This window comes from Streptomyces sp. NPDC088812, from assembly GCF_044750285.1.
Classification (GTDB): Bacteria; Actinomycetota; Actinomycetes; order Streptomycetales; family Streptomycetaceae; genus Streptomyces.
Genome location: NZ_JBIVJP010000005.1, coordinates 26275 through 48226 on the forward strand (window position 1 = coordinate 26275; position 21952 = coordinate 48226).

The 21952-nt window shown below is 72.7% G+C and carries 21 protein-coding genes; 15 read left to right on the plus strand and 6 right to left on the minus strand.

The genetic code is table 11. The features are described from left to right. Window positions 1-65: 65 nt before the first annotated feature. From ACIP67_RS10390 to ACIP67_RS10420, 7 genes are all read left to right on the plus strand, one after another. A complete protein-coding gene (locus ACIP67_RS10390) occupies window positions 66-1202 on the plus strand; it encodes a ParA family protein (RefSeq protein WP_389520039.1) in 1137 nt (378 codons plus the stop codon). After that, the gene (locus ACIP67_RS10395) at window positions 1187-1771 is read left to right on the plus strand and encodes a hypothetical protein (RefSeq protein WP_401690372.1); all 585 of its coding nucleotides are present in this window, start codon (window positions 1187-1189) and stop codon (window positions 1769-1771) included. Before ACIP67_RS10390 ends, ACIP67_RS10395 begins: the two co-directional genes overlap by 16 nt. Window positions 1772-2317: 546 nt before the next feature. After that, window positions 2318-3301, plus strand: a complete 984-nt coding sequence (locus ACIP67_RS10400; protein WP_401690375.1) for a segregation and condensation protein A — start codon at window positions 2318-2320, stop codon at window positions 3299-3301. Beyond that, the gene (scpB, locus tag ACIP67_RS10405) at window positions 3298-3954 is read left to right on the plus strand and encodes an SMC-Scp complex subunit ScpB (protein ID WP_401690378.1); all 657 of its coding nucleotides are present in this window, start codon (window positions 3298-3300) and stop codon (window positions 3952-3954) included. The genes ACIP67_RS10400 and scpB overlap by 4 nt, the downstream gene beginning before the upstream one ends. Before the next feature lie 18 nt (window positions 3955-3972). Further along, a complete protein-coding gene (locus tag ACIP67_RS10410; RefSeq protein WP_401690381.1) occupies window positions 3973-5040 on the plus strand; it encodes a pseudouridine synthase in 1068 nt (355 codons plus the stop codon). Between the two features lie 112 nt (window positions 5041-5152). Beyond that, window positions 5153-5875, plus strand: coding sequence for an NUDIX domain-containing protein (locus ACIP67_RS10415; protein WP_401690980.1), 723 nt, complete (start codon window positions 5153-5155; stop codon window positions 5873-5875). Further along, window positions 5872-6894 (plus strand): ADP-ribosylglycohydrolase family protein, encoded by a 1023-nt coding sequence (locus ACIP67_RS10420; protein WP_401690384.1) that lies wholly within the window; start codon window positions 5872-5874, stop codon window positions 6892-6894. Before ACIP67_RS10415 ends, ACIP67_RS10420 begins: the two co-directional genes overlap by 4 nt. 1 nt (window position 6895) lies before the next feature. Here the strand turns inward: ACIP67_RS10420 and ACIP67_RS10425 are convergent, their stop codons facing one another. Then, on the minus strand, window positions 6896-7315 hold the full coding sequence (locus ACIP67_RS10425) for a Rieske (2Fe-2S) protein (protein ID WP_401690387.1): 420 nt from the start codon (window positions 7313-7315) through the stop codon (window positions 6896-6898). Between the two features lie 285 nt (window positions 7316-7600). Here ACIP67_RS10425 and aroH point away from each other — a divergent pair, with 285 nt between their 5' ends. The 5 genes from aroH to der all read left to right on the plus strand — a co-directional run bounded on the left by aroH (window position 7601) and on the right by der (window position 12214). Then, window positions 7601-7963 carry a chorismate mutase gene (gene aroH, locus ACIP67_RS10430; RefSeq protein WP_401690390.1) on the plus strand — a complete coding sequence of 121 codons (363 nt, stop codon included), beginning with the start codon at window positions 7601-7603 and terminating at the stop codon, window positions 7961-7963. Continuing rightward, window positions 7960-9045 carry a prephenate dehydrogenase gene (locus tag ACIP67_RS10435; RefSeq protein ID WP_401690393.1) on the plus strand — a complete coding sequence of 362 codons (1086 nt, stop codon included), beginning with the start codon at window positions 7960-7962 and terminating at the stop codon, window positions 9043-9045. The genes aroH and ACIP67_RS10435 overlap by 4 nt, the downstream gene beginning before the upstream one ends. Before the next feature lie 222 nt (window positions 9046-9267). Then, a complete protein-coding gene (gene cmk, locus ACIP67_RS10440) occupies window positions 9268-9954 on the plus strand; it encodes a (d)CMP kinase (protein ID WP_401690396.1) in 687 nt (228 codons plus the stop codon). Next, window positions 9951-10613, plus strand: a complete 663-nt coding sequence (locus tag ACIP67_RS10445) for a lysophospholipid acyltransferase family protein (RefSeq protein WP_401690399.1) — start codon at window positions 9951-9953, stop codon at window positions 10611-10613. The genes cmk and ACIP67_RS10445 overlap by 4 nt, the downstream gene beginning before the upstream one ends. 122 nt (window positions 10614-10735) lie before the next feature. Further along, window positions 10736-12214 (plus strand): ribosome biogenesis GTPase Der, encoded by a 1479-nt coding sequence (gene der / locus ACIP67_RS10450; RefSeq protein ID WP_401690402.1) that lies wholly within the window; start codon window positions 10736-10738, stop codon window positions 12212-12214. A gap of 69 nt (window positions 12215-12283) precedes the next feature. Here the strand turns inward: der and ACIP67_RS10455 are convergent, their stop codons facing one another. Together ACIP67_RS10455 and ACIP67_RS10460 are read right to left on the minus strand one after the other, a co-directional pair. Continuing rightward, a complete protein-coding gene (locus ACIP67_RS10455; RefSeq protein WP_401690405.1) occupies window positions 12284-12694 on the minus strand; it encodes a hypothetical protein in 411 nt (136 codons plus the stop codon). Window positions 12695-12849: 155 nt separating this feature from the next. Beyond that, window positions 12850-13632 (minus strand): hypothetical protein, encoded by a 783-nt coding sequence (locus ACIP67_RS10460; protein WP_401690407.1) that lies wholly within the window; start codon window positions 13630-13632, stop codon window positions 12850-12852. 519 nt (window positions 13633-14151) lie between these two features. On the opposite strand from ACIP67_RS10460, the gene ACIP67_RS10465 reads away from it, so the two are divergent. Beyond that, window positions 14152-14862, plus strand: a complete 711-nt coding sequence (locus ACIP67_RS10465) for a transglycosylase family protein (RefSeq protein WP_401690410.1) — start codon at window positions 14152-14154, stop codon at window positions 14860-14862. Window positions 14863-14998: 136 nt separating this feature from the next. Here the strand turns inward: ACIP67_RS10465 and ctaD are convergent, their stop codons facing one another. After that, window positions 14999-16687 (minus strand): cytochrome c oxidase subunit I, encoded by a 1689-nt coding sequence (gene ctaD / locus ACIP67_RS10470; protein WP_401690413.1) that lies wholly within the window; start codon window positions 16685-16687, stop codon window positions 14999-15001. A gap of 448 nt (window positions 16688-17135) precedes the next feature. On the opposite strand from ctaD, the gene ACIP67_RS10475 reads away from it, so the two are divergent. After that, a complete protein-coding gene (locus tag ACIP67_RS10475; RefSeq protein ID WP_401690416.1) occupies window positions 17136-17351 on the plus strand; it encodes an I78 family peptidase inhibitor in 216 nt (71 codons plus the stop codon). Window positions 17352-17551: 200 nt separating this feature from the next. Here ACIP67_RS10475 and ACIP67_RS10480 read toward each other — a convergent pair whose 3' ends face one another. After that, entirely contained in the window at window positions 17552-18559 is a 1008-nt protein-coding gene (locus ACIP67_RS10480) for a phosphatase PAP2 family protein (RefSeq protein ID WP_401690419.1), read from the minus strand. Window positions 18560-18798: 239 nt separating this feature from the next. Then, a complete protein-coding gene (locus ACIP67_RS10485; RefSeq protein ID WP_401690422.1) occupies window positions 18799-20037 on the minus strand; it encodes a mannosyltransferase family protein in 1239 nt (412 codons plus the stop codon). Window positions 20038-20298: 261 nt separating this feature from the next. Here ACIP67_RS10485 and ACIP67_RS10490 point away from each other — a divergent pair, with 261 nt between their 5' ends. Further along, entirely contained in the window at window positions 20299-21894 is a 1596-nt protein-coding gene (locus tag ACIP67_RS10490) for an MFS transporter (protein WP_401690425.1), read from the plus strand. Window positions 21895-21952: the final 58 nt, after the last annotated feature.

Below are 21952 nucleotides of genomic sequence, written 5' to 3' on the forward strand. Positions count from 1 at the left end.
TCACCAAGGAGGTAAGACGACTTGTGAATGAGTCGACATTTGCTCCCGGGGGTGCTCAACCAGGAATGCCTACGCGGGGCCAGGGCTCCACGGGGCTCGAGGCTGTCGGCTCCGTCGCTGTCCGAACCTTCGCAGCCCATCAGAGCCAGAGAAGCCCCCATACGGCTCTGTCAGCACACCAGAGCATGGATGGCCATCACGTGAACGCCATGGCCGGCGACGGAAGTGGCGCGCCCCACAACCATTTCGCCGACTACGACGAACTGCCCGACGGGCACTTCTACGACCCCGACGCCGAGTACGAGCCCGACCCCGAGTACGCGGCCACGCTCGCGCCCGACGCTGCCCGCCAGCGCCGTGAGCGCATCGGCCCGACCGGTCGCCCGCTGCCGTACTTCCCGATCCCGGGACCGCTGACGAACCACGGTCCCGCGACGATCATCGCGATGTGCAACCAGAAGGGCGGCGTGGGCAAGACCACGTCGACCATCAACCTGGGTGCCGCGCTCGCGGAGTACGGACGCCGGGTGCTGCTCGTGGACTTCGACCCGCAGGGCGCGCTGTCGGTCGGTCTCGGCGTCAACCCGATGGAGCTCGACCTCACCGTCTACAACCTGCTCATGGAGCGGGGCATGTCCGCGGACGAGGTGCTCCTGAAGACGGCGGTCCCCAACATGGACCTGCTGCCCAGCAACATCGACCTGTCCGCCGCCGAGGTCCAGCTGGTCTCCGAGGTCGCCCGCGAGTCCACGCTCCAGCGTGCCCTCAAGCCGCTGATGGACGACTACGACTACATCGTCATCGACTGCCAGCCCTCACTCGGCCTGCTCACGGTCAACGCGCTGACCGCCGCGCACAAGGTGATCGTCCCGCTGGAGTGCGAGTTCTTCGCCCTGCGCGGTGTGGCGCTGCTGACCGAGACCATCGAGAAGGTCCAGGAACGGCTCAACCCGGAGCTGGAACTCGACGGGATCCTGGCCACCATGTACGACTCGCGCACCGTGCACAGCCGTGAGGTGCTCGCGCGGGTCGTCGAGGCGTTCGACGACCACGTCTACCACACGGTCATCGGGCGCACGGTCCGCTTCCCGGAGACCACGGTCGCCGGTGAGCCGATCACCACGTACGCCTCCAACTCCGTCGGCGCCGCCGCCTACCGCCAGCTCGCCAGGGAGGTGCTCGCCCGGTGTCACGCCGAGTGAGTCTGCCGGGGGCCGACGAACTCTTCCGTACGACAGGGGGGACGGCGCTCCAGCCGTCCGCACCCCGGCGCCAGGCGGGCGGCGAAGCCCGGGTGCCCGCGCCGGCGGGCGAGAGCGACGCGGTGGCGGCCGCCTCCGGTGCGGACGTGCCGCAGGCGGTGCCCGCGCAGGGCGGCGACGGCGAGGGCGCCGAGCACGTGGCGGCGGACACCGAACGGGCCGACGCCGGTGAGTCCCGCAGCCGGACCGCCGGCGCGGAGCGCGCCGCGCGGCGCCAGGAGGCGCCGGAAGGCTCTGCCGCGGCGGCCGCGGCCGCCCAGCCGCGCAAGCGCGGGCGGTCGTCCGCGCGCCGGCCCAGCGGCCGGGAGCGGCACGACGAGAAGATCACGGTGTACGTGTCCGCCGAGGAGCTGATGGACCTCGAACACGCGCGTCTGGTGCTCCGCGGTGAGCACGGACTCGCCGTCGACCGCGGCCGCATCGTCCGCGAGGCGGTCGCCGTCGTCCTCGCCGACCTGGAGACCCGCGGGGACGCCAGCATCCTGGTACGACGGCTGCGCGGGCGGTAGCGGTAGCCTGCGGGGGCCATGACCCCGAAGGACGTTCCCGCTCCCGGCCCCGGCCCCGCAGCCGGTGGCCGTCGGCGCGCGCTGGGACGAGGACCGGGCGCGAACGGGCCGCGGCCCGAACCGGTGGCGGGACCCGAGCAACCGCCGGTGCCGTCCGCACAGCCGGTACCGCCGGTACAGCCCGTACCGCCGGTGCCCTCTGCACCGCCTGTACCGGTCGACCCGCCGGAGCCCGAGGCCGCGCCTGCCAGGAGGACGGCGGCCGGGGCGGAAACCGTCGCACCGCGGACGGACAGGCGGCTCCAGACGGCGGGGGCGGCGGAGGCCGTCGGACCAGGGGCGCGGGGGCCGGCTGAGAGCGTCGCGCCGGGTGCGGACGGGCCTGCTGAGGCTGCCGGATCGGGGGCGGGCGGGCGGCTCGGGACGGCGGAGGTGGCGGAGGCCGTCGGACCAGGGGCGCGGGGGCCGGCTGAGAGCGTCGCGCCGGGTGCGGACGGGTCCGCTGAGGCTGCCGGATCGGGGGCGGGCGGGTCCGCTGGGACCGTCGTGCGGGAGGACGCTGTGCCGGGTGCCGGCGCACGGGCGGGGACCATCGGCTCGGCAGACGTCGTGCCGGGTGCCGAGGGGCGGGCCGGGAGTGCCGCGGCAGAGGACGCCGGAGCGGATGCGGGCGGGCGGCGGCCCGGGGCGGTCGGGGCGGATGCCGGAGCGGCCGGCGCAGGCGGGGTCTTCCAGGTTCGGCTCGCCAACTTCGAGGGCCCGTTCGACCTGCTCCTCCAGCTGATCTCCAAGCACAAGCTGGACGTCACCGAGGTGGCGCTGTCGAAGGTCACCGACGAGTTCATGGCGTACATCCGGGCCATGGGGCCGGACTGGGACCTCGACCGGACGACCGAGTTCCTGGTCGTGGCCGCGACCCTGCTCGACCTGAAGGCGGCCCGGCTGCTGCCGCAGGCGGAGGTCGAGGACGAGGCGGACCTGGCGCTGCTGGAGGCCCGCGACCTGCTGTTCGCCCGGCTGCTCCAGTACCGCGCCTACAAGCAGGTCGCCGACATCTTCCACGGCAGGCTCCTCGAGGAGGCCCGCCGATACCCCCGTACCGTCGGCCTCGAACCGCACCACGCCGAACTGCTGCCCGAGGTCGTCATCAGCATCGGCCTGGAAGGGTTCGCGAAGCTCGCGGTCAAGGCGATGCAGCCCAGGGCCAAGCCGCAGGTGTACGTCGACCACATCCACGCGCCCCTGGTCAGTGTGCGGGAGCAGGCCGGGATCGTGGTCGCGCGGCTGCGCGAGCTCGGCGAGGTCAGCTTCCGCACGCTCGTCGAGGACACCGGCGACACCCTCACCGTCGTGGCGCGCTTCCTGGCCCTGCTGGAGCTGTACCGGGAGAAGGCCGTCGCCCTCGACCAGGAGAGCGCGCTCGGCGAGCTGCTCGTGCGCTGGACGGGCGGGGAGGGTGACGAGGCACCGAGGGTGACCGACGAGTTCGACCGGCCGCCCGAGCAGCCGGAGAAGGAGAGGAAACCGTGAGGGAGCAGACCGCCGGGGTACCGGCCGCGACGGGCACCGTCGCGGACCTCGGTCTCAAGCCCGCCCTGGAAGCCGTCCTGATGGTGGTGGACGAGCCCGCGACCGAGGAGCACCTCGCGAAGATCGTGGAGCGCCCGCGCCGGCAGGTCGCGGACGCCCTGCGCGAGCTGGCCGACGAGTACACCGTGCAGCGGCGCGGCTTCGAGCTGCGGTTCGTGGCCGGCGGCTGGCGGTTCTGCACCCGCGCCGAGTACGCCCCGGCCGTCGAGCGCTTCGTCCTGGACGGGCAGCAGGCCCGGCTCACCCAGGCCGCGCTGGAGACCCTCGCCGTCGTCGCCTACCGCCAGCCGGTCAGCCGCAGCCGGGTCTCCGCGGTGCGCGGAGTGAACTGCGACGGTGTGATGCGCACCCTCCTCCAGCGCGGACTGGTCGAGGAGGCGGGCACGGAACCCGAAACAGGTGCGATCCTGTACGGGACGACGAACTACTTCCTGGAGCGGATGGGCCTGCGCGGTCTGGACGAGCTCCCGGAGCTCGCGCCCTTCCTCCCGGAGGCGGAGGCGATCGAGGCCGAGACCCAGGAAGGCGTACCGTCGTTCGATCCGGACGCCCCGGAGCCGGACGACGGTCCCCCGACGGACATGCCCGATTAGGACAACGACGGAACTTTGATGCGAAGCAGCGGCAGCGGTAGCGGCAAGAGCGGTGGGCGCGGTAACTACCGCGGAGCCGGCAACGACAGGGACCAGAAGCAGGGCCAGGGCCGTCCCCGCAAGCCCCGCCCCGAGGAGCGCCGCTACGACGTGGGCCCCGGCGCCTCCCCGGACGGCCCGAAGGCGGGGCGCGGCGGCGCGGCCCGCGGCGGCGCCAAGGGCGGCCCGAAGAGGCCCCAGCAGGGCGGCCGTACGGCTCCGGCGCGCTCGCGCGAGTACGAGACACGGACCGAGGAGCGCAACCGCGAGCGGTACGCGGGCAAGAAGGACATCAAGCTGCCGAAGACCTTCCCGGGCGCCGAGCAGGAGGGCGAGCGGCTCCAGAAGGTCCTCGCCCGCGCGGGCTACGGCTCCCGGCGCGCCTGCGAGGAGCTGATCGAACAGGCGCGGGTCGAGGTCAACGGCGAGATCGTCCTGGAGCAGGGCAAGCGGGTCGACCCGGAAAAGGACGAGGTCAAGGTCGACGGCCTGACCGTCGCCACGCAGTCGTACCAGTTCTTCTCGCTGAACAAGCCCGCCGGTGTCGTCTCGACGATGGAGGACACCGAGGGCCGGCAGTGCCTCGGCGACTACGTCACCAACCGGGAGACGCGGCTCTTCCACGTCGGTCGGCTCGACACCGAGACCGAAGGCGTCATCCTGCTCACCAATCACGGCGAGCTGGCGCACCGGCTGACCCATCCCAAGTACGGCGTGAAGAAGGTCTATCTCGCGCACATCGTCGGTCCCATCCCGCGCGACCTGGGCAAGAAGCTCAAGGACGGCATCCAGCTGGAGGACGGCTACGCGCGCGCGGACCACTTCCGCGTCGTGGAGCAGACCGGCAAGAACTACCTCGTCGAGGTCACCCTGCACGAGGGCCGCAAGCACATCGTGCGCCGCATGCTGGCGGAGGCCGGCTTCCCGGTCGACAAGCTGGTGCGCACGGCCTTCGGCCCGATCACCCTGGGCGACCAGAAGTCGGGCTGGCTGCGGCGGCTGTCGAACACCGAGGTCGGCATGCTGATGCAGGAGGTCGAGCTGTAGGGCGCCGTGCCCCGTGGAGCGGCCGGTCCGGAACCTCCGGACCGGCCGCTCTGTTGTGTCCGCACCCCCGAGCGGTTTATAGTCGTCAAGACCATTAAGGGGGGTGGGGTGGATGCAGGGCTACGACAAGTACGCCTTCGAACCCTTCGCCGTCACCGTCGACCTCGCCGTCCTCACCCTGCGCGCGGGCGCGCTGCACGTCCTGCTCGTCGAGCGCGGGCAGGAGCCGTACGCCGGCCGGTGGGCGCTGCCGGGAGGCTTTCTGCTGCCGGACGAGTCCGCCGAGACCGCGGCCCGGCGCGAACTCGCCGAGGAGACCGGCCTCGCGGACGTCTCCGGACTCCACCTGGAACAGCTGCGTACCTACAGCGAACCCGGCCGCGACCCGCGGATGCGGGTCGTCTCCGTCGCCTTCGCCGCACTGCTGCCCGACGCGCCCGAGCCGCACGGCGGCGGCGACGCGGCCCAGGCCCGCTGGCAGCCGTACGACCACGTGCGGACGCTCGCCTTCGACCACGACCGGATCCTGGCCGACGCCCACGACCGGGTCGGTGCCAAACTCGAGTACACCTGCCTCGCCACCGCCTTCTGCCCGCCCGAGTTCACGCTCGGCGAGCTCCAGCGGGTCTACGAGACCGTGTGGGGCACGGGCCTGGACCGGCCCAACTTCCGCCGCAAGGTGCTCGCCACCCCGGGCTTCGTCGAGCCCGTCCCCGGCGGAGCCGCACGCCTGACCGGCGGCCGCGGCAAACCGGCCGCCCTGTACCGCGCCGGCACCGCCACCACCCTCCATCCGCCGCTGCTGCGACCGCCCCGGGAAGGACGCCCCGCATGACCACCACCACCGTCAGGAAACGCGCCGCGACCGGGTCCCTGGTGGGCCTCGCGCTGGGGGACGCGCTCGGGTTCCCCACGGAGTTCGACGACGTCCCGTCGATCCTCGCCAAGTGCGGACCGTGGCGGCAGATGGACCTGCCGGCACGTGCCTTCGTCTCCGACGACACCCAGATGACGCTCGCCGTGGGCCGCGCCCTGCGCACGGCCATGGACCGCGGTCTGCTGCTGCCGGAGCGGCTGGAGCAGCCGCTGCGCGCGGAGTTCGTGGACTGGTACCGGTCGCCCGAGAACAACCGGGCCCCCGGCCGGACCTGCCTGACCGCCTGCGGCCTGCTGGAGGACGACAGGCGCCCCTGGCAGGACGCCAGCCAGATCCACTCCAAGGGCTGCGGCGCCAACATGCGCGTCGCGCCCCTCGGCCTCGCCCCAGGCCTCAGCGACGAGCAGCGCGCCGGCGCCGCCCAGCTCCAGGCCGCCCTCACCCACGGCCACCCCACCGCGCTCGCCGCCTCCGACCTCACCGCCCACGCCGTACGGCTGCTCACCCAGGGCGCCGAGCCGAGGGGGCTGGTCGGACTGCTGCGCTCGTACGCCCTGGAGAACCGGAGCCGCTACCACGAGCGCTGGCTCGGCGACCTGTGGACCCGCGGCCAGGACCCGACCCCCGAGCACTTCATCGCGCGCGGCTGGGACGAGTGCCTGGCCGTCCTGGAGCGCCTCCGGGACGCCCTGCGCGCCCCCTCGCCCGAGACCGACCCCTGCCTGGCCACGGGCGAGGGCTGGATCGCCGAGGAGGCACTGGCGACCGGTCTGCTGTGCTTCCTGCTCTTCCCCGACGAGCCGGTCACCGCCCTGCGCCGGGCCGCCTGCTCGTCCGGCGACTCCGACTCCGTCGCCTGCCTGGCGGGCGCCTTCGCGGGCGCCCACGCCGGGGCCGAGGCGTGGCCGACGCAGTGGGCGGACCGGATCGAGTACGGCGGGGAACTGGTGACCCTCGGGGCGCTCTGGGACCTCTGACCTACGCCAGCACGATGCTGTCGCCCTGGACCGTGATCCGCTCGGCGGGCAGGGGGGTGGTCGCCGGGCCGCCGGTCGGCGCGCCGTCGGAGATCTTGAAGCTGCTCCGGTGGCAGGGGCAGTTGATGGTGCCGTCGGCGACGCTCGCGACCGTGCACCCCTGGTGGGTGCAGACCGCCGAGAACGCCTTGAAGTCCCCCTCGGTCGGCTGCGTGACGACGACCTTCTCGTCCTTGAAGATCTTGCCGCCGCCGACGGGGACGTCGGCCGTCCGCGCCAGCACCCGGGCGTCGCCCACCGCGGCCGAGGACGTGGTGGCGGAGGCGGAGCCGCCGTTGTCGTCGTTGTCGCTGCAGCCGACGGCGAGCGCCGTCGCGCCCGTCGCGAGGAGAACCGTCCGGCGCGAGGCGGTGTGGGTCATGTCGTCACTCCGAGGATGCGGAAGAACCAGAGGCGAGGGGGCCGGCCGGCGGTGTCCCGGTACGGACGGCCCCACGGGATCAGCGATGCGGGATCGGCGATTCAGGAAAGACTGCCACAAAACACTCCTGCGACCCGTCTGATCCACGCCCGGCGTGCGGCGGCGTATCGCGGCGTCGCCCCTGCGCACACCGTCTCAGCGGGCGGGCGCGGCGCACCGCCGGGGCCCGGCCTGACTACGCTGGACGCGAAGAGCCGAAACGTACGGGAAGCAAGGAGCGGTGCCGTGGCGGTACGAGCGGTCCGGGGAGCGGTCCAGCTGGAGCGGGACGAGGCCGGACACATGGACGAGCAGGTCGGGGCCCTGCTCACCGCCATCATGGAGCGGAACTCCCTCGGCACCGACGACCTGATCAGCATCTGGTTCACGGCCACGCCCGACCTGCACAGCGACTTCCCGGCGGCCGCGGCCCGCAAGCTCGGCATCGTCGACGTCCCGCTGATCTGCGCCCAGGAACTCGACATCCGGGGCGCCATGCCGCGGGTGGTGCGCGTCCTCGCGCACATCGAGTCCGACCGGTCCCGCGCCGACATCAGCCACGTCTACCTCGGCGCCGCCGCGGCCCTGCGCAAGGACATCGCCCAGTGAGGACCGCGCTCGTCATCGGAACCGGGCTCATCGGCACCTCCGCGGCCCTGGCCCTCGCCCAGCGCGGCGTCGTCGTCCACCTGGACGACCACGACCCCGAGCAGGCCCGTACGGCGGCCGCGCTGGGCGCCGGCACCGACGAGGCCCCCGACGGGCCCGTCGACGTCGCGATCGTCGCCGCCCCGCCCGCCCATGTCGCCCGCGTGCTCGCCGACGCCATGCGCCGGGGAGCGGCCCGCGGCTACCTCGACGTGGCCAGCGTCAAGGGCGGACCGCGCCGCGAGCTGGAGGCCCTCGGCCTCGACCTCTCGGCCTACCTCGGCACGCACCCCATGTCGGGCCGGGAGAAGTCCGGACCGCTGGCCGCGAGCGGCGACCTCTTCGAGGGCCGCCCGTGGGTGCTCACCCCGACCCGGGACACCGACACCGAGGTGCTCAACCTCGCCCTGGAACTGGTCTCGCACTGCCGGGCCGTCCCCGTCGTCATGGACGCGGACGCCCACGACCGGGCGGTCGCCCTGGTCTCCCACATGCCCCACCTGCTCTCCAGCCTGGTCGCCGCCCGTCTGGAGCACGCCGAGGAGGCCGCCGTACGGCTGTGCGGCCAGGGCATCCGGGACGTGACCCGCATCGCCGCCTCCGACCCCCGGATGTGGATCGACATCCTGTCCGCGAACCCCGGGCCGGTCGCCGACCTGCTCACCGATGTCGCCGCCGACCTGGAGGAGACCGTCCGGGCGCTGCGGGCCCTGCAGTCCGCCGACGACGACAAGCGCCGCACGGGCGCCGACGGCATCGAGGACATCCTGCGCCGCGGCAACGCCGGGCAGGTCCGCGTCCCCGGCAAGCACGGGTCCGCGCCGCGGGTGTACGAGGTCGTCGCGGTGCTGATCGACGACCAGCCCGGGCAGCTGGCCCGGATCTTCGCCGACGCGGGGCTGGCCGGGGTCAACATCGAGGACGTGCGGATCGAGCACGCGACGGGGCGGCAGGCCGGTCTGGTGCAGTTGATGGTCGAGCCGAAGAGCGCGGTGGTGCTGGCGGCGGCGTTGCGGGAGCGGGGCTGGGCGATCCGGCAGTAGCGGCCCTGCCTGCCGGACCGCCTCGCCGGGGGCTGCCGCCCCGGGCCCCCGCTTCGGCCCTGGACGGGCCCCGTCCTCAGGCGCCGGACGGGCTGAACCGCCCTGACCGGCGTCGGCACGGCATCGGTGTGCGGCCGGACGAGTGACCCGCACCCAGTAACCTTGTGCGGGGCACAGTGTCGCCCCGCAGCCCACCGCCTCGCACCAGGAAGGTGTCCCCCCGTGGAAAACGGCGCCGCCCAGCCCGTGATTGTCGCCATCGACGGCCCCTCCGGCACGGGCAAGTCGAGCACGTCGAAGGCCGTGGCCACGCAGCTCGGTTTGAGCTACCTGGACACCGGGGCGCAGTACCGGGCGATCACGTGGTGGATGGTGCACAACGGGATCGACATCGAGGACCCCTCGGCGATCGCCGCCGTCGCGGGCAAGCCGGAGATCGTCTCCGGCACCGACCCGGTGGACCCGACGATCACGGTGGACGGCACCGACGTGTCCGGGCCGATCCGTACCCAGGAGGTCACCTCCCGGGTGAGCGCGGTCAGCGCGGTCCCGGAGGTGCGGAGCCGGATCACGGAGCTCCAGCGGTCGCTGGCGGCCTCGGCCGAGCGCGGGATCGTCGTCGAGGGGCGCGACATCGGCACCACCGTGCTGCCGGACGCCGACCTGAAGATCTTCCTCACCGCCTCGCCCGAGGCCCGCGCCGCCCGCCGCAGCGGCGAGCTGAAGGGCGTGGACGTCAACGCCACCCGCGAGGCGCTGATCAAGCGCGACGCGGCCGACTCCTCCCGCAAGACCTCGCCGCTCGCCAAGGCGGACGACGCCGTCGAGGTGGACACCACCGAGCTGACGCTGGCCCAGGTCATCGAGTGCGTCGTCACCCTCGTCGAGGAGAAGCGGGCCGCGCGGTGAGCGAGCTGCCTTCCGAGCGGGGCGCGGAGGTCGGGCGGCGCATCGGCGTCGGCCTGATGTACGGGCTGTGGCGGCCGCGGGTGCTGGGGGCCTGGAAGGTGCCGGCGGCCGGTCCGGTGATCTTCGCCGTCAACCACTCCCACAACATCGACGGCCCGATGGTGATGGGCGTGGCGCCCCGGCCGACGCACTTCCTGATCAAGAAGGAGGCGTTCGTCGGCCCCCTCGACCCCTTCCTGACCGGCATCGGCCAGCTGAAGGTGGACCGCGAGACCACCGACCGCACGGCGATCACCCGCGCGCTGGGCGTGCTGGAGAGCGGCGGGGTCCTGGGGATCTTCCCGGAGGGCACCCGGGGCGAGGGCGACTTCGCCTCGCTGCGCGCCGGCCTCGCCTACTTCGCGGTGCGCAGCGGGGCGCCGATCGTGCCCGTCGCGGTTCTGGGAAGTTCCGAGCGGAGCGGACGGTTGATGAAGGGGCTGCCCCCGCTGCGCTCCCGCGTCGACGTCGTCTTCGGTGACCCGTTCGAGGCGGGCGACGGCAGCGGACGGCGTACGCGCAAGGCGCTGGACGAGGCGACCGAGCGCATCCAGAAGCACCTGGCCGCACACCTGGAGCACGCCAGACGGCTCACCGGCCGGCGGACGGCCGGGGACTGACGGGCAGCGGGCCGAGAACGCCCGGCACCCCGACGGGCGCCGGGCGACACCGAGTAGTGGATCGACCGGGGAAAACGGGCGGTCCACCGACCACCACGAATGAACGACGAGGTACGGACTTCATGAACGACCACATCCAGCCCGACGGCTCGGACGCCTTCGAGCACGATCACGGGGCGCTCGGCGACGCCGAGTACGCGGAGTTCATGGAGCTCGCCGCGGTCGAGGGCTTCGACCTGGAGGACGTCGAGGGCGCCATCGAGGCGGCCGGTCACGGGCCGCTGCCCGTGCTCGCCGTCGTCGGCCGTCCGAACGTCGGCAAGTCGACCCTGGTGAACCGGATCATCGGGCGCCGCGAGGCCGTCGTCGAGGACAAGCCCGGCGTCACCCGGGACCGCGTCACCTACGAGGCCGAGTGGGCGGGCCGCCGCTTCAAGGTCGTCGACACCGGCGGCTGGGAGCAGGACGTCCTCGGTATCGACGCCTCCGTCGCCGCGCAGGCCGAGTACGCGATCGAGGCCGCCGACGCCGTCGTCTTCGTCGTCGACGCCAAGGTCGGCGCCACCGACACCGACGAGGCGGTCGTCCGCCTGCTGCGCAAGGCCGGCAAGCCGGTCGTGCTGTGCGCCAACAAGGTCGACGGCCCCAGCGGCGAGGCGGACGCGGCCTACCTGTGGAACCTGGGCCTGGGCGAACCGCACCCCGTCTCCGCGCTGCACGGCCGCGGCACCGGCGACATGCTGGACGCCGTCCTGGAGGCGCTGCCGGAGGCGCCCGAGCAGAGCTTCGGCACGGTGGTCGGCGGCCCCCGCCGTATCGCGCTCATCGGCCGTCCGAACGTCGGCAAGTCCTCGCTGCTGAACAAGGTCGCCGGCGAGGAGCGCGTCGTCGTCAACGAGTTGGCGGGCACCACCCGTGACCCGGTCGACGAGTTGATCGAGCTGGGCGGCGTCACCTGGAAGTTCGTCGACACGGCCGGCATCCGCAAGCGGGTCCACCTCCAGCAGGGCGCCGACTACTACGCCTCGCTGCGGACCGCGGCCGCCGTCGAGAAGGCCGAGGTGGCCGTGATCCTGATCGACGCCTCCGAGAACATCTCGGTCCAGGACCAGCGCATCGTCACCATGGCGGTCGAGGCGGGCCGCGCGATCGTCCTCGCCTACAACAAGTGGGACACCCTCGACGAGGAGCGCCGCTACTACCTGGAGCGGGAGATCGAGACCGAGCTCGCCCAGGTCGCCTGGGCGCCCCGGGTGAACGTCTCGGCGCGCACCGGACGGCACATGGAGAAGCTGGTCCCCGCGATCGAGACGGCCCTGAACGGCTGGGAGACCCGGGTCCCCACCGGCCGTCTGAACGCCTTCCTCGGCGAGCTGGTCTCGGCCCACCCGCACCCGATCCGGGGCGGCAAGCAGCCGCGCATCCTCTTCGGCACCCAGGCCGGCACCAAGCCGCCTCGGTTCGTGCTGTTCGCCTCCGGCTTCATCGAGGCGGGCTACCGGCGGTTCGTCGAGCGACGGCTGCGGGAGGAGTTCGGCTTCGAGGGCACCCCGATCCACATCTCGGTGCGGGTGCGCGAGAAGCGCGGCAAGAAGAAGTGACACGACGTCCGGAGGGCGGCACCCGCAACGGGGTGCCGCCCTCCGGACGTTCCGCGGAACCGCCGTGCCTCACAGGCCTCTTCGCGGCGCCGGGGGCAGGGCCGCCGGGACGTGGTGCGTTCCCGAGGGCGCGTGCTGCCGGCCCACCGGACCGAGCGGCCCGACCCGCTGCCACTGCGACTGCGACTGCTGCCCGAGCCCGCTGCGCGCACTGTGCGCGCCCGCGCTGTACGCGCTGTAGGTGCTGGTGTACGAGCTGCTGAACGACCCCGTACCGTGCGGGATGTTCCCGAAGGCCGTGAACCCCAGATCGTCCTCCCCGCTGCGGTCCCCGGGCAGGGAACGGAACGACTTGACGTACTCGGCGTAGAGCGCGTCGTAGATCGGCGTGGCCGAGGGGCCGCCCTGGGGTTCGTGTACCGGCCGCGCGGACGGGAGCGACTGGTAGGCCTGGCGGCGCGGAACGTCGTAGGTGTGCACGTATGTCCAAACGAGGCCGGACGGGAAGGGATGCGGCCGGGCGGCGCCCCGAAGGAGCGCGGGGCCGCGTCGATGTGCGGCCCGCCGCGCGGGCGCGACGGGCCGCGGACCTCCCGCGGCCGCCGGTCGCCGGCAGCTCCCCGTCGCGGTGCTGCTCAGGTGCCCGCGAGGGGCAGCGCCGCCCCGACCAGCTTGCCGCCGGCCGCCGCCTTGTCCAGCGCGTCCCGCAGCAGGTCCTCCCGCGGCTGGCGGCCGATCGACCCCACCGGCGCCGCGAACATCAGCACCTGCTGGTGCTTGTTGGCGGCCGCCCGCCACCCTTCCGTCACCTGGAGCGGCTGGTGCGCCTGCCACCACGCGACCGGCTGGCCGCCGCCCGCCGAGGGCTGGAGCACGGCGTGCAGCTGGCCCATCGCCAGCAGCACCGACCAGCCGTGCTGCACCGGCGGCACTTCGGACAGCTCGGTCACCGGCATGAAGCCCTGCTCGATGAGGAGCGGCAGGAAGTCGTCGCCGGCGCCCGTCGTGCCGGGGCGCACGATGGGGGCGGTCGGCTCGACGACCAGGGCCGGGTGCAGCTCCCCCGCGATCAGGACGAGTCCGCTGGTGACGCCCAGCACGGCCTGCTCGGGCACGACCTTCGCGGGGTCCAGGTCGACGGTGTCGCCGCTGATCGAGCGCACGGCTCCCTGGAGCTGCTCCTCGGTCACCTGGACGACCTGGGAGGGCAGGCAGGTGGCGTGGGCGAAGGCGAGGACCGCGGTCTCGTCCCCGATGAACAGGACGGTGCTGGTGCGCTCGTGCTCGGAGTCGCCCGGGGTGCGGCAGGACGTGCAGTCGTAACTGCCCGGGGCGTTCTCTCCGGCGAGCAGCCGGTTGGCTTCTTCGTCGCCGATCTCGGCGCGTACCTCGTCGCTGACGTCGAGCATGCGCGGCACGGGTGACTCCCTCGGAATGCGGTGCGTTGGCGGGGCCGGGTGGCTCCCGGCTCATGAAGAAGACAACGGGCGATCTGTGGCCAGGGTCACGCTGCTCGGTGAACCGAATCGCATCGCCCTGCGCGTACGGTCACGACCTGTGCGGAATCGGGCACTCACTGTCAAGTCCGAAGTGCCGTAAGGAAGTTGGTTGCGTGAGGTGGGCCACAGTCCATCGCGGGTGCGGGTCGACAAATCCGGAAATCGGCGTATGAAGTGGGTGGCCGGATTTCGTCGCTACCGGCGGTAACAGGCAACTGGCCTGGAGGAACGGGAAGTTGCTTGATAACGGTTCGTCAAAATCCCTACATTCCTCCGCCGTGTGCACAGAGCACCGCTCGGGTACGTCCGCCGGCCGCGCAGAGCCAGACAACGCGCAGCACGACCGTCGGCGGACGGGACGGAGCACGACGACCGCGCGACCGCGCGGACGTTCGCGCCCCGTTCGGGGGGAGCCCGGGTCCGTAGAGAGGGATCTACATGTCCGAATGTGCCGACAACACCCGCGTCGACCACCGCGTCGACACCCGCGCCGGCAAGGCGCGGACCACGGCTGTCCTCACCGGGGCGGCGCTCCTCGCCCCCCTCGGACTGCTGGCCGCGACGGGCAACGCCGCGGCGGCGGACAGCGGGGTGTGGGACCGCATCGCCCAGTGCGAGAGCGGCGGCGACTGGCACATCAACACCGGCAACGGCTACTACGGCGGGCTCCAGTTCTCCGCCTCCACCTGGCGCGCGTACGGCGGCACCGCCTACGCGCCCACCGCCGACCGGGCCACCCGGGAGCAGCAGATCTCCGTCGCCACCGGGGTCCAGCGGGCGCAGGGGTGGGGCGCGTGGCCCACCTGCTCGGCGCGCGCCGGGGCGTCCGGCGGCGCACCTGACGCTCCCTCGTCCGGCTCGGCCTCCAGCGGCTCAGCCTCCAGCGGGTCGGGCTCGACCGGGTCCGGCTCGTCCGCCGGAGGCTCCGCGGAGACGTCGGCGAAGGCGTCGGCGACGGCGTCCGGTCGCTCGGCGGACCGCGTCTCCCGCGGTGGCTCCGGCGGCGACTACACGGTCCGCGCGGGGGACACCCTCAGCACCGTCGCCGCCCGGCACGGCACCACCTGGCAGCGGATCTACGCCGCCAACCGGGCCGCCATCGGCGGAAATCCCGATCTGATCATGCCGGGCCTGCGCCTGAGCCTCTGACCCGGCCCCGCGCCGACGGCCCCGCCGGGTGAGAACCGCCGGGCGGGGCCGCCCGCCGTCGTGCGGGAAGGGCGGAGCGCGGCCGCGTTCCCCGGGCCCTTTTCCGTCCCCGCGCGCCGACCGCGCCCGGGGACGGTCAGGACGACCCGCGGGCCTGGTGCTTCTTCGGCTCGGGCTGCGGGATCTCGGCCGCGTACTCCGGGTGGTGCAGGTCGAACGCCGGGGACTCCGAGCGGATCCGGGGCAGCGCGGTGAAGTTGTGCCGGGGCGGCGGGCAGGAGGTCGCCCACTCCAGGGAGCGGCCGAAGCCCCAGGGGTCGTCGACCTCGACCTTCCGGCCGTACTTGGCGGTCTTCCAGACGTTGTAGAGGAACGGCAGCGTCGACAGGCCGAGCAGGAACGCGCCGATCGTGGAGACGGTGTTCAGGGCGGTGAAGCCGTCCGCGGCCAGGTAGTCCGCGTACCGGCGGGGCATGCCCTCCGCACCCAGCCAGTGCTGCACCAGGAACGTGGTGTGGAAGCCGACGAACAGCGTCCAGAACTGGATCTTGCCGAGCCGCTCGTCGAGGAGCTTGCCGGTGAACTTCGGCCACCAGAAGAAGAACCCCGCGAAGATCGCGAAGACGACGGTGCCGAAGACGACGTAGTGGAAGTGCGCCACCACGAAGTACGAGTCGGTGACGTGGAAGTCCATCGGCGGCGACGCCAGGATCACCCCGGTCAGGCCGCCGAAGAGGAACGTCACCAGGAAGCCCGTCGCCCACAGCATCGGCGTCTCGAAGGACACCGACCCCTTCAGCATGGTGCCGGTCCAGTTGAAGAACTTCACCCCCGTCGGCACCGCGATCAGGAACGACATGAAGGAGAAGAACGGCAGCAGCACGGCGCCGGTCGCGAACATGTGGTGGGCCCACACCACCACCGAGAGGCCGGTGATCGCCATCGTCGCCCCGACCAGCGTGAGGTAGCCGAAGATCGGCTTGCGGCTGAAGACCGGGATGATCTCCGTGATGATCCCGAAGAACGGCAGCGCGATGATGTACACCTCGGGATGCCCGAAGAACCAGAACAGGTGCTGCCACAGCAGGGCGCCGCCGTTGGCCGCCTGGAACACCTGAGAGCCGAACCGCCGGTCCGACTCCAGCACCAGCAGCGCCGCCGCGAGCACCGGGAACGCCATCAGGATCAGGATCGACGTGAACAGCGTGTTCCAGGTGAAGATCGGCATCCGGAACATCGTCATGCCGGGCGCGCGCATCCCGATGATGGTGGCGATGAAGTTGACCGCGCCGAGGATCGTGCCGAACCCGGCCAGCGCCAGGCCCATGATCCACAGGTCCGGCCCGAGGCCGGGGGAGTGGGCGGCGTCGTTGAGCGGCGCGTAGGCGAACCAGCCGAAGGCGGCCGGTCCGTCCGGGAGCAGCAGCGAGCCCAGCACGATCAGGCCGCCGAACAGGAACAGCCAGTACGAGAGCATGTTCAGCCGGGGGAAGGCCACGTCCGGGGCGCCGATCTGCAACGGCATCAGCTCGTTGGCGAAGCCCGCGAAGCTCGGCGTCGCGAAGAGCAGCAGCATGATCGTGCCGTGCAGGGTGAAGAGCTGGTTGAACTGGTTGTTGTCGACGATCTGGAGTCCGGGCCGGGCCAGCTCGGCCCGCATGATCAACGCCATCACACCGCCGACCAGGAAGAACGCGAACGACGTGATCAGGTAGAGGTGCCCGATCTTCTTGTGGTCGGTGGTGGTCAGCCAGTCGACGACCACCCGGCCGCCCCGTCTGGCCCGGACGGCTCGTGCCGCCGCCGGTACGGTCTGCGTCCCCATCGCTCGCCCTTCCCTCGTCGCCCCGGGCCCGCCGCCGCCCGTGCCGCAGGGGTGCCCGCGGCGCACGGGTGCCCGCGCCGCACGGGTGCCCACCGGTCGCCGCCATGATGCTCGCGCCGCCGCCGCACCGACAGGGGGCGTGCGGAGGCCGTGTGGGCGAGCAGTGCATTTCCTATGGAATGCGAGGTCTCGAGGTGCGGTGCGGGAGGGGAAAGGAACGGGTTCCGGGGACGGTTCTCCGGGAACTTTCCGATGGGTTATTCGAGGGGCCCGGACGACACGCGGAAATTACGTTCGAATGCGCGCGGAAGGCGTAGTGAACCGCTCGTACGTGTGACGGACATACACCGAAACGCCTGTCGTGGTCCTGTGACAGAAGTGTGACCGGAGTGATCCACATCTCGGTTCCGGGGTTCCGGGGACGGCCTCCTCGGCCTAGCGTGGCGGTATGGCACCGATTCCCGCTCCGCAGGCGGAGCCCCAGGACGATCCGGACGGATATGTCGGCCTCGAGGCCGCGCGCGCCGAGCGGCTCGCCCGGGAACGGGGGTGGTCGACCGTGCGCTCGCTGGCGCCCGGGACGGTCATCACCATGGAGTACCGGGTGGGCCGGCTGAACTTCGAGGTGCGGGGCGGGCGCGTCAGCCGGGCCTGGAAGGGCTGAGCGGCCCGGCGGGGTTTCCGCCGCGCCCCCGCCGCGCCCCCGCCGCGCCCCCCCGCTCCGCCCCCGCCCCCACCGCGTCCCCCGGCACTCCTGCCGCCCCCGCCGCGCCGCGACGCCGAGGGCCCCGGCTCCTGGGGACAGGAACCGGGGCCCTCGGGGTGCGGGGCGGGTCTGTGCGTACCGCGAAGCCCCGCGGTCGGTCAGCCGCCCGTCAGCGGGCGGGCCGTGGTGGACGTGGTCGTACCGCGCGGCAGCCGGTCGGAGTGCGGTGGGCGGCGGCTGCCGACGGGAGTGACCGGGGTGCGCTCCGAGCGGACGGTGTGCGGGCCGGGGGCGAGGTAGACCGGCGTCCGGGGGGAGCGGGCGGCGGTGGTCTCGTCCTGGGACGCGGCGCGCGGCTTGAGCGGCACGGGCACCGGGACCGGGGCGGGCACGGGCACCGTGCCGGTGCGGCGGTCGCGCCAGTGGTCGCGCAGGGCGAGGATCCCCACCTCGGCGCGGGCGATCAGCGGCTCGAACCAGGGCAGTGCCAGCAGGATCAGCAGACCGGCGGCCCAGCCGAGGACCACGTCGCTCAGCCAGTGCGTACCGAGGTAGACCGTGGCCAGCCCGACGCCGAGGGAGGTGACCGCGGAGAGGGCGGACAGCCAGCGGCGGGCTCTCGGCGTGGAGGCCAGATAGGCCAGGATTCCCCAGGTCACGACCGCGTTGGCGGTGTGGCCGCTGGGGAATATATCGCCGCCCAGACCCATCTCGTTCGAGCCGATGGTGGTGGCGTAGTGCGGTCCGAGGCGGCCCATGCCGATCTTCGCGGCGCCGACGGTGACGTTCAGCAGCAGCAGTGAGGTGCCGAGGGTGAGGAGCGGGCGCAGGGTGTGCTGGCGCCAGGATCTCCAGCCGAGCCAGGCGGCCACCATCACGGCGGTCGGGCCGCGCTGGCCGAGGACCACGTAGTAGTCGACGAACCAGTGGATTTCCGACCACTGCTGGTACGGCCGGAAGAACATGACCTGCCAGTCGAGGCGGACCAGCCACGAGGTGATCACCACGAGCCACACGATCGCCAGGTAGAAGGCGAAGGTCGCGGCGAACAGCGCGACCCGGTGCCTGCTCATCCTCGGCACGTCGATGTGGGTCGGCCGTTCCGGCTCGCGGTCCAGCCTGGCGAACACCCGGTCCAGACGGGTGAGGTTTTGTTCGGTACGCACCCAATCGACGTTACAGCGAGTGAGCTCAGTTCTCGGCCGAATCCACGGGTTTGTGATGACGATGTGATGTGGGATTGCTCTCAGGACGGCTCTTATTCCTCCGGATTCCGCAATCCGTCCGTGCCGTTCCCTTCAATTCCTTTGATCATTCTGGGGGGTAGTTTTAGGGAACTTATGAATGGGTTCACCGAATGGCGGACCGTCCATTCACTGCGCGCTCACCGACGGTACGGAGTCGATCATGGAGGACCGGAGCCGTTCAGCCACCACGCCCCGTAGAGTGCGGATGCCACCGCGGCACCCGTCACCACCAGCGCGGACCGTGCCGTCCGCAACCGGGCGAGGGCCGGGGCGAGGGGGAACAGCAGGGGGAACGCGGGCAGCAGCAGACGGGGTTTCGAGCCGAAGTAACTCGACGCGCACAGCGCGAGCGCCAGGACCGCACCCGTGTACACCAGCAGCGGAAGCGGCTGGCGCTGCCGTACGCAGACGGCGTACAGCAGGAGGAGCAGGGCCACGCCGGCGATCAGTGCCACACCGGCGACGGCCGACGGAATGGACGTGAACTTGTCCATGATGAAGCGGGCGAAGGCGTATCCGCCGTCGAAGCCGTTGCGCCAGCCCGCCTGGACGTCGAGATAGCCGAGGGGGCCGCGGCCGGTGCGATGGCCCACCCAGAGGACGTAGCCGGCCGTCCCGAGGGGGGCGAGGAGAAGACCGAGGGCGCGTCTCGTCCTGTGCGCGCCCCTGATGGTGTGTTCACGCCGGGTTAAGGGGTGGGGGGAAGGCCTAGGGGCGCGCACCTCCACACGCGCGCTCTCCCCGGGCTCCGCGCCCCGGTGTCCCCCGAACGAGAACGCACCGGCCGTCCACACCGCCGCGACCACGGCGAGTCCCACCGGCCGGGTCAGACCCGCCAGCGCCGCCAGTACGCCCGCGCTCACCCAGCGGCCGGTGAGCACCGCGTACAGCGACCAGGCGGCGAGCGCGGTGAACAGCGACTCGCTGTACGCCATCGACTGCACCACCCCGACCGGCAGCACCGCCCAGAGCAGCACCGCGCAGACGCCGGCCCGGCGCCCGTACCGCAGGTCGGCGACCGCGAAGATCCCCCAGGCCGCGGCGAGCGAGGCGACCAGGGAGACGGCGAGACCGGCCCCGGCGTACGACAGCGGCGTCACCGCGTGCAGCAGGCGCTCCAGCCACGGCAGCAGCGGGAAGAAGGCCAGGTTGGAATGCACGTCACCGTTGGGCAGACGCACCTCGTAGCCGTACCCCAGCTCGGCGACCCGCGTGTACCACAGCGCGTCCCAGCGCGCCGTCAACAACGTGTACGCACTCTTGTCCCGTGCGGCGCTCCACACGGTGAGGGCGAGCAGACCCACGGCGCGGGCGGCCGCGTACCCCGCCAGCGCCGGGGCCGCCCGGCGCAGGGCCGCGGAGCCGGGGAGCGCCCCGCGCGTTCCAAGATCGGTCACGGGCCCGATTATCGGCCGGGCGCGCCGGGGCGGGGCGCGCCGGGGCGCCCGGGACGGTGGAAAGAGTGGTGTACGCCACACGGGTTCCCCGGAGGTCTGAGAGGTCCGCCACGTGGACGAGCCACGAACTCGCGTACGCTGCGTGTCTCTCGCCGTTCGTCCGCGCGCGGGCCGGGGGACACCGCTTCCCTCCGCCCGAGTCGCGGGGAGTCCCCGCCCCGCGAGCCCGCCGAACCCGAGGAACACCTGGGAGGTACGTACATGTCCGGGACGACCACGGCCGCCGTCGGGCTGCGCCGTCGGGCGGCCGGGGCCGGTGCCAACCGCTGGATCGTGCTCGTGGTCCTGTGCGTCAGCCTGCTCCTGGTCGCCGTCGACGCGACCGTGCTGCACGTCGCGGTGCCCGCCGTCACCGAGGACCTCCGGCCCGGGGCCATCGAACTGCTCTGGATCGTCGACACCTATCCGCTCGTGTGCGCCTCGCTGCTGATCCTCTTCGGCACGCTCGGTGACAAGGTGGGCCGCAGACGCGTGCTGCTGCTCGGATACGGCCTGTTCGGCGTCGCCTCCGCGCTGGCCGCGCTCGCGGGGAGCGCCGAGGTGCTCATCGTGGCGCGGGCGCTCCTCGGGGTCGGCGGCGCGATGATCATGCCGGCGACACTGTCGATCCTGCGGCAGGTCTTCCCCGACCGGCGGGAGCGGGCGGTCGCGATCGGCGTCTGGAGCGCGGTGGCCGCGGTCGGCGCGGCGGTGGGGCCGCTGCTCGGGGGCTTCCTGCTGGAGCACTTCTGGTGGGGTTCGGTCTTCCTGGTCAACATTCCGCTGATGCTGGTCAGCCTCCCGGTGGGGCGCCTGCTGCTGCCGGAGTCGCGCGGCGCGGGGGACGGGCCGTGGGACGTGGTCGGCGCGCTGATGGCCGCCGTCGGCCTGTTCTGCGTCGTGCTGGGCGTGAAGCGGCTGGGCGGCGGGGAGACCGACGCGCTCACCGCGCTGCCGCTGCTCGCGGGCGCCGCGCTGATGACGCTGTTCGTACGGCGGCAGCGGCGGCGCGCGCATCCCCTGGTGGACCTGCGGATGTTCGCCCGGCCGGCGTTCAGCACGTCGGTGGGGTGCATCGTGCTGGCGATGCTGGCGCTGGTGGGTCTGGAGCTGATCGCGGCGCAGTACCTGCAACTGGTGCTGGAGCTGTCCCCGCTCCAGACGGGGCTGCGGCTGCTGCCGCTGACGGTCGCGGCGATGGCTGCGGGGCTGGCCGGGGCGCGGCTGCTGCGGCGGTTCGGGCCACGGCGGATGGTGTGCGGCGGGTTCTGCCTCACGGCGGCCGCGGTGGTGACGCTGACCGCGCTGGGCGGCACGGACGACGCGGGGCTGCTGCTGTGCGGGTTCGTGCTGCTCGGCCTCGGGCTGGAGACGACGCTGTTCGGGGCGTACGAGTCGATGCTGAGCGAGGCCCCGCCGGAGCGGGCCGGCGGGGCGGCCGCGATCGGGGAGACCTCGTACCAGCTGGGGGCCGGGATCGGGATCGCCCTCCTGGGCAGTGTCATGAACGCGGCGTACGCGCCCGGACTGTCCTCGGTGCCGGGGGTGCCGGCCGCGGACTCCGCCGCGGCGGGGCATTCGCTCGGCGAGGCGTACGAGGTGGCCGGTCGGCTCGGGGGAGCGGCGGGCGACGCCCTGCGGCGCACGGCCCGGGACTGCTTCGTGCACGGGCTGCACGTCACGCTGCTGGTGAGCGCGGGGCTGCTGTCGCTGGGGGCGGTGATGGCGCTGCGGTTGCCGCGGGCCATGCAGTACGAGACCCCGCCGGTGGAGCTGCCCGGTCCCCGGGAGGCCACGGAGGCCCGCGTCACCGCGTGACGCCCGGGGGAGAACGCCGTAACGTGGGGCGCCGGAGTCCGTGACTAGCGGTGCTAGT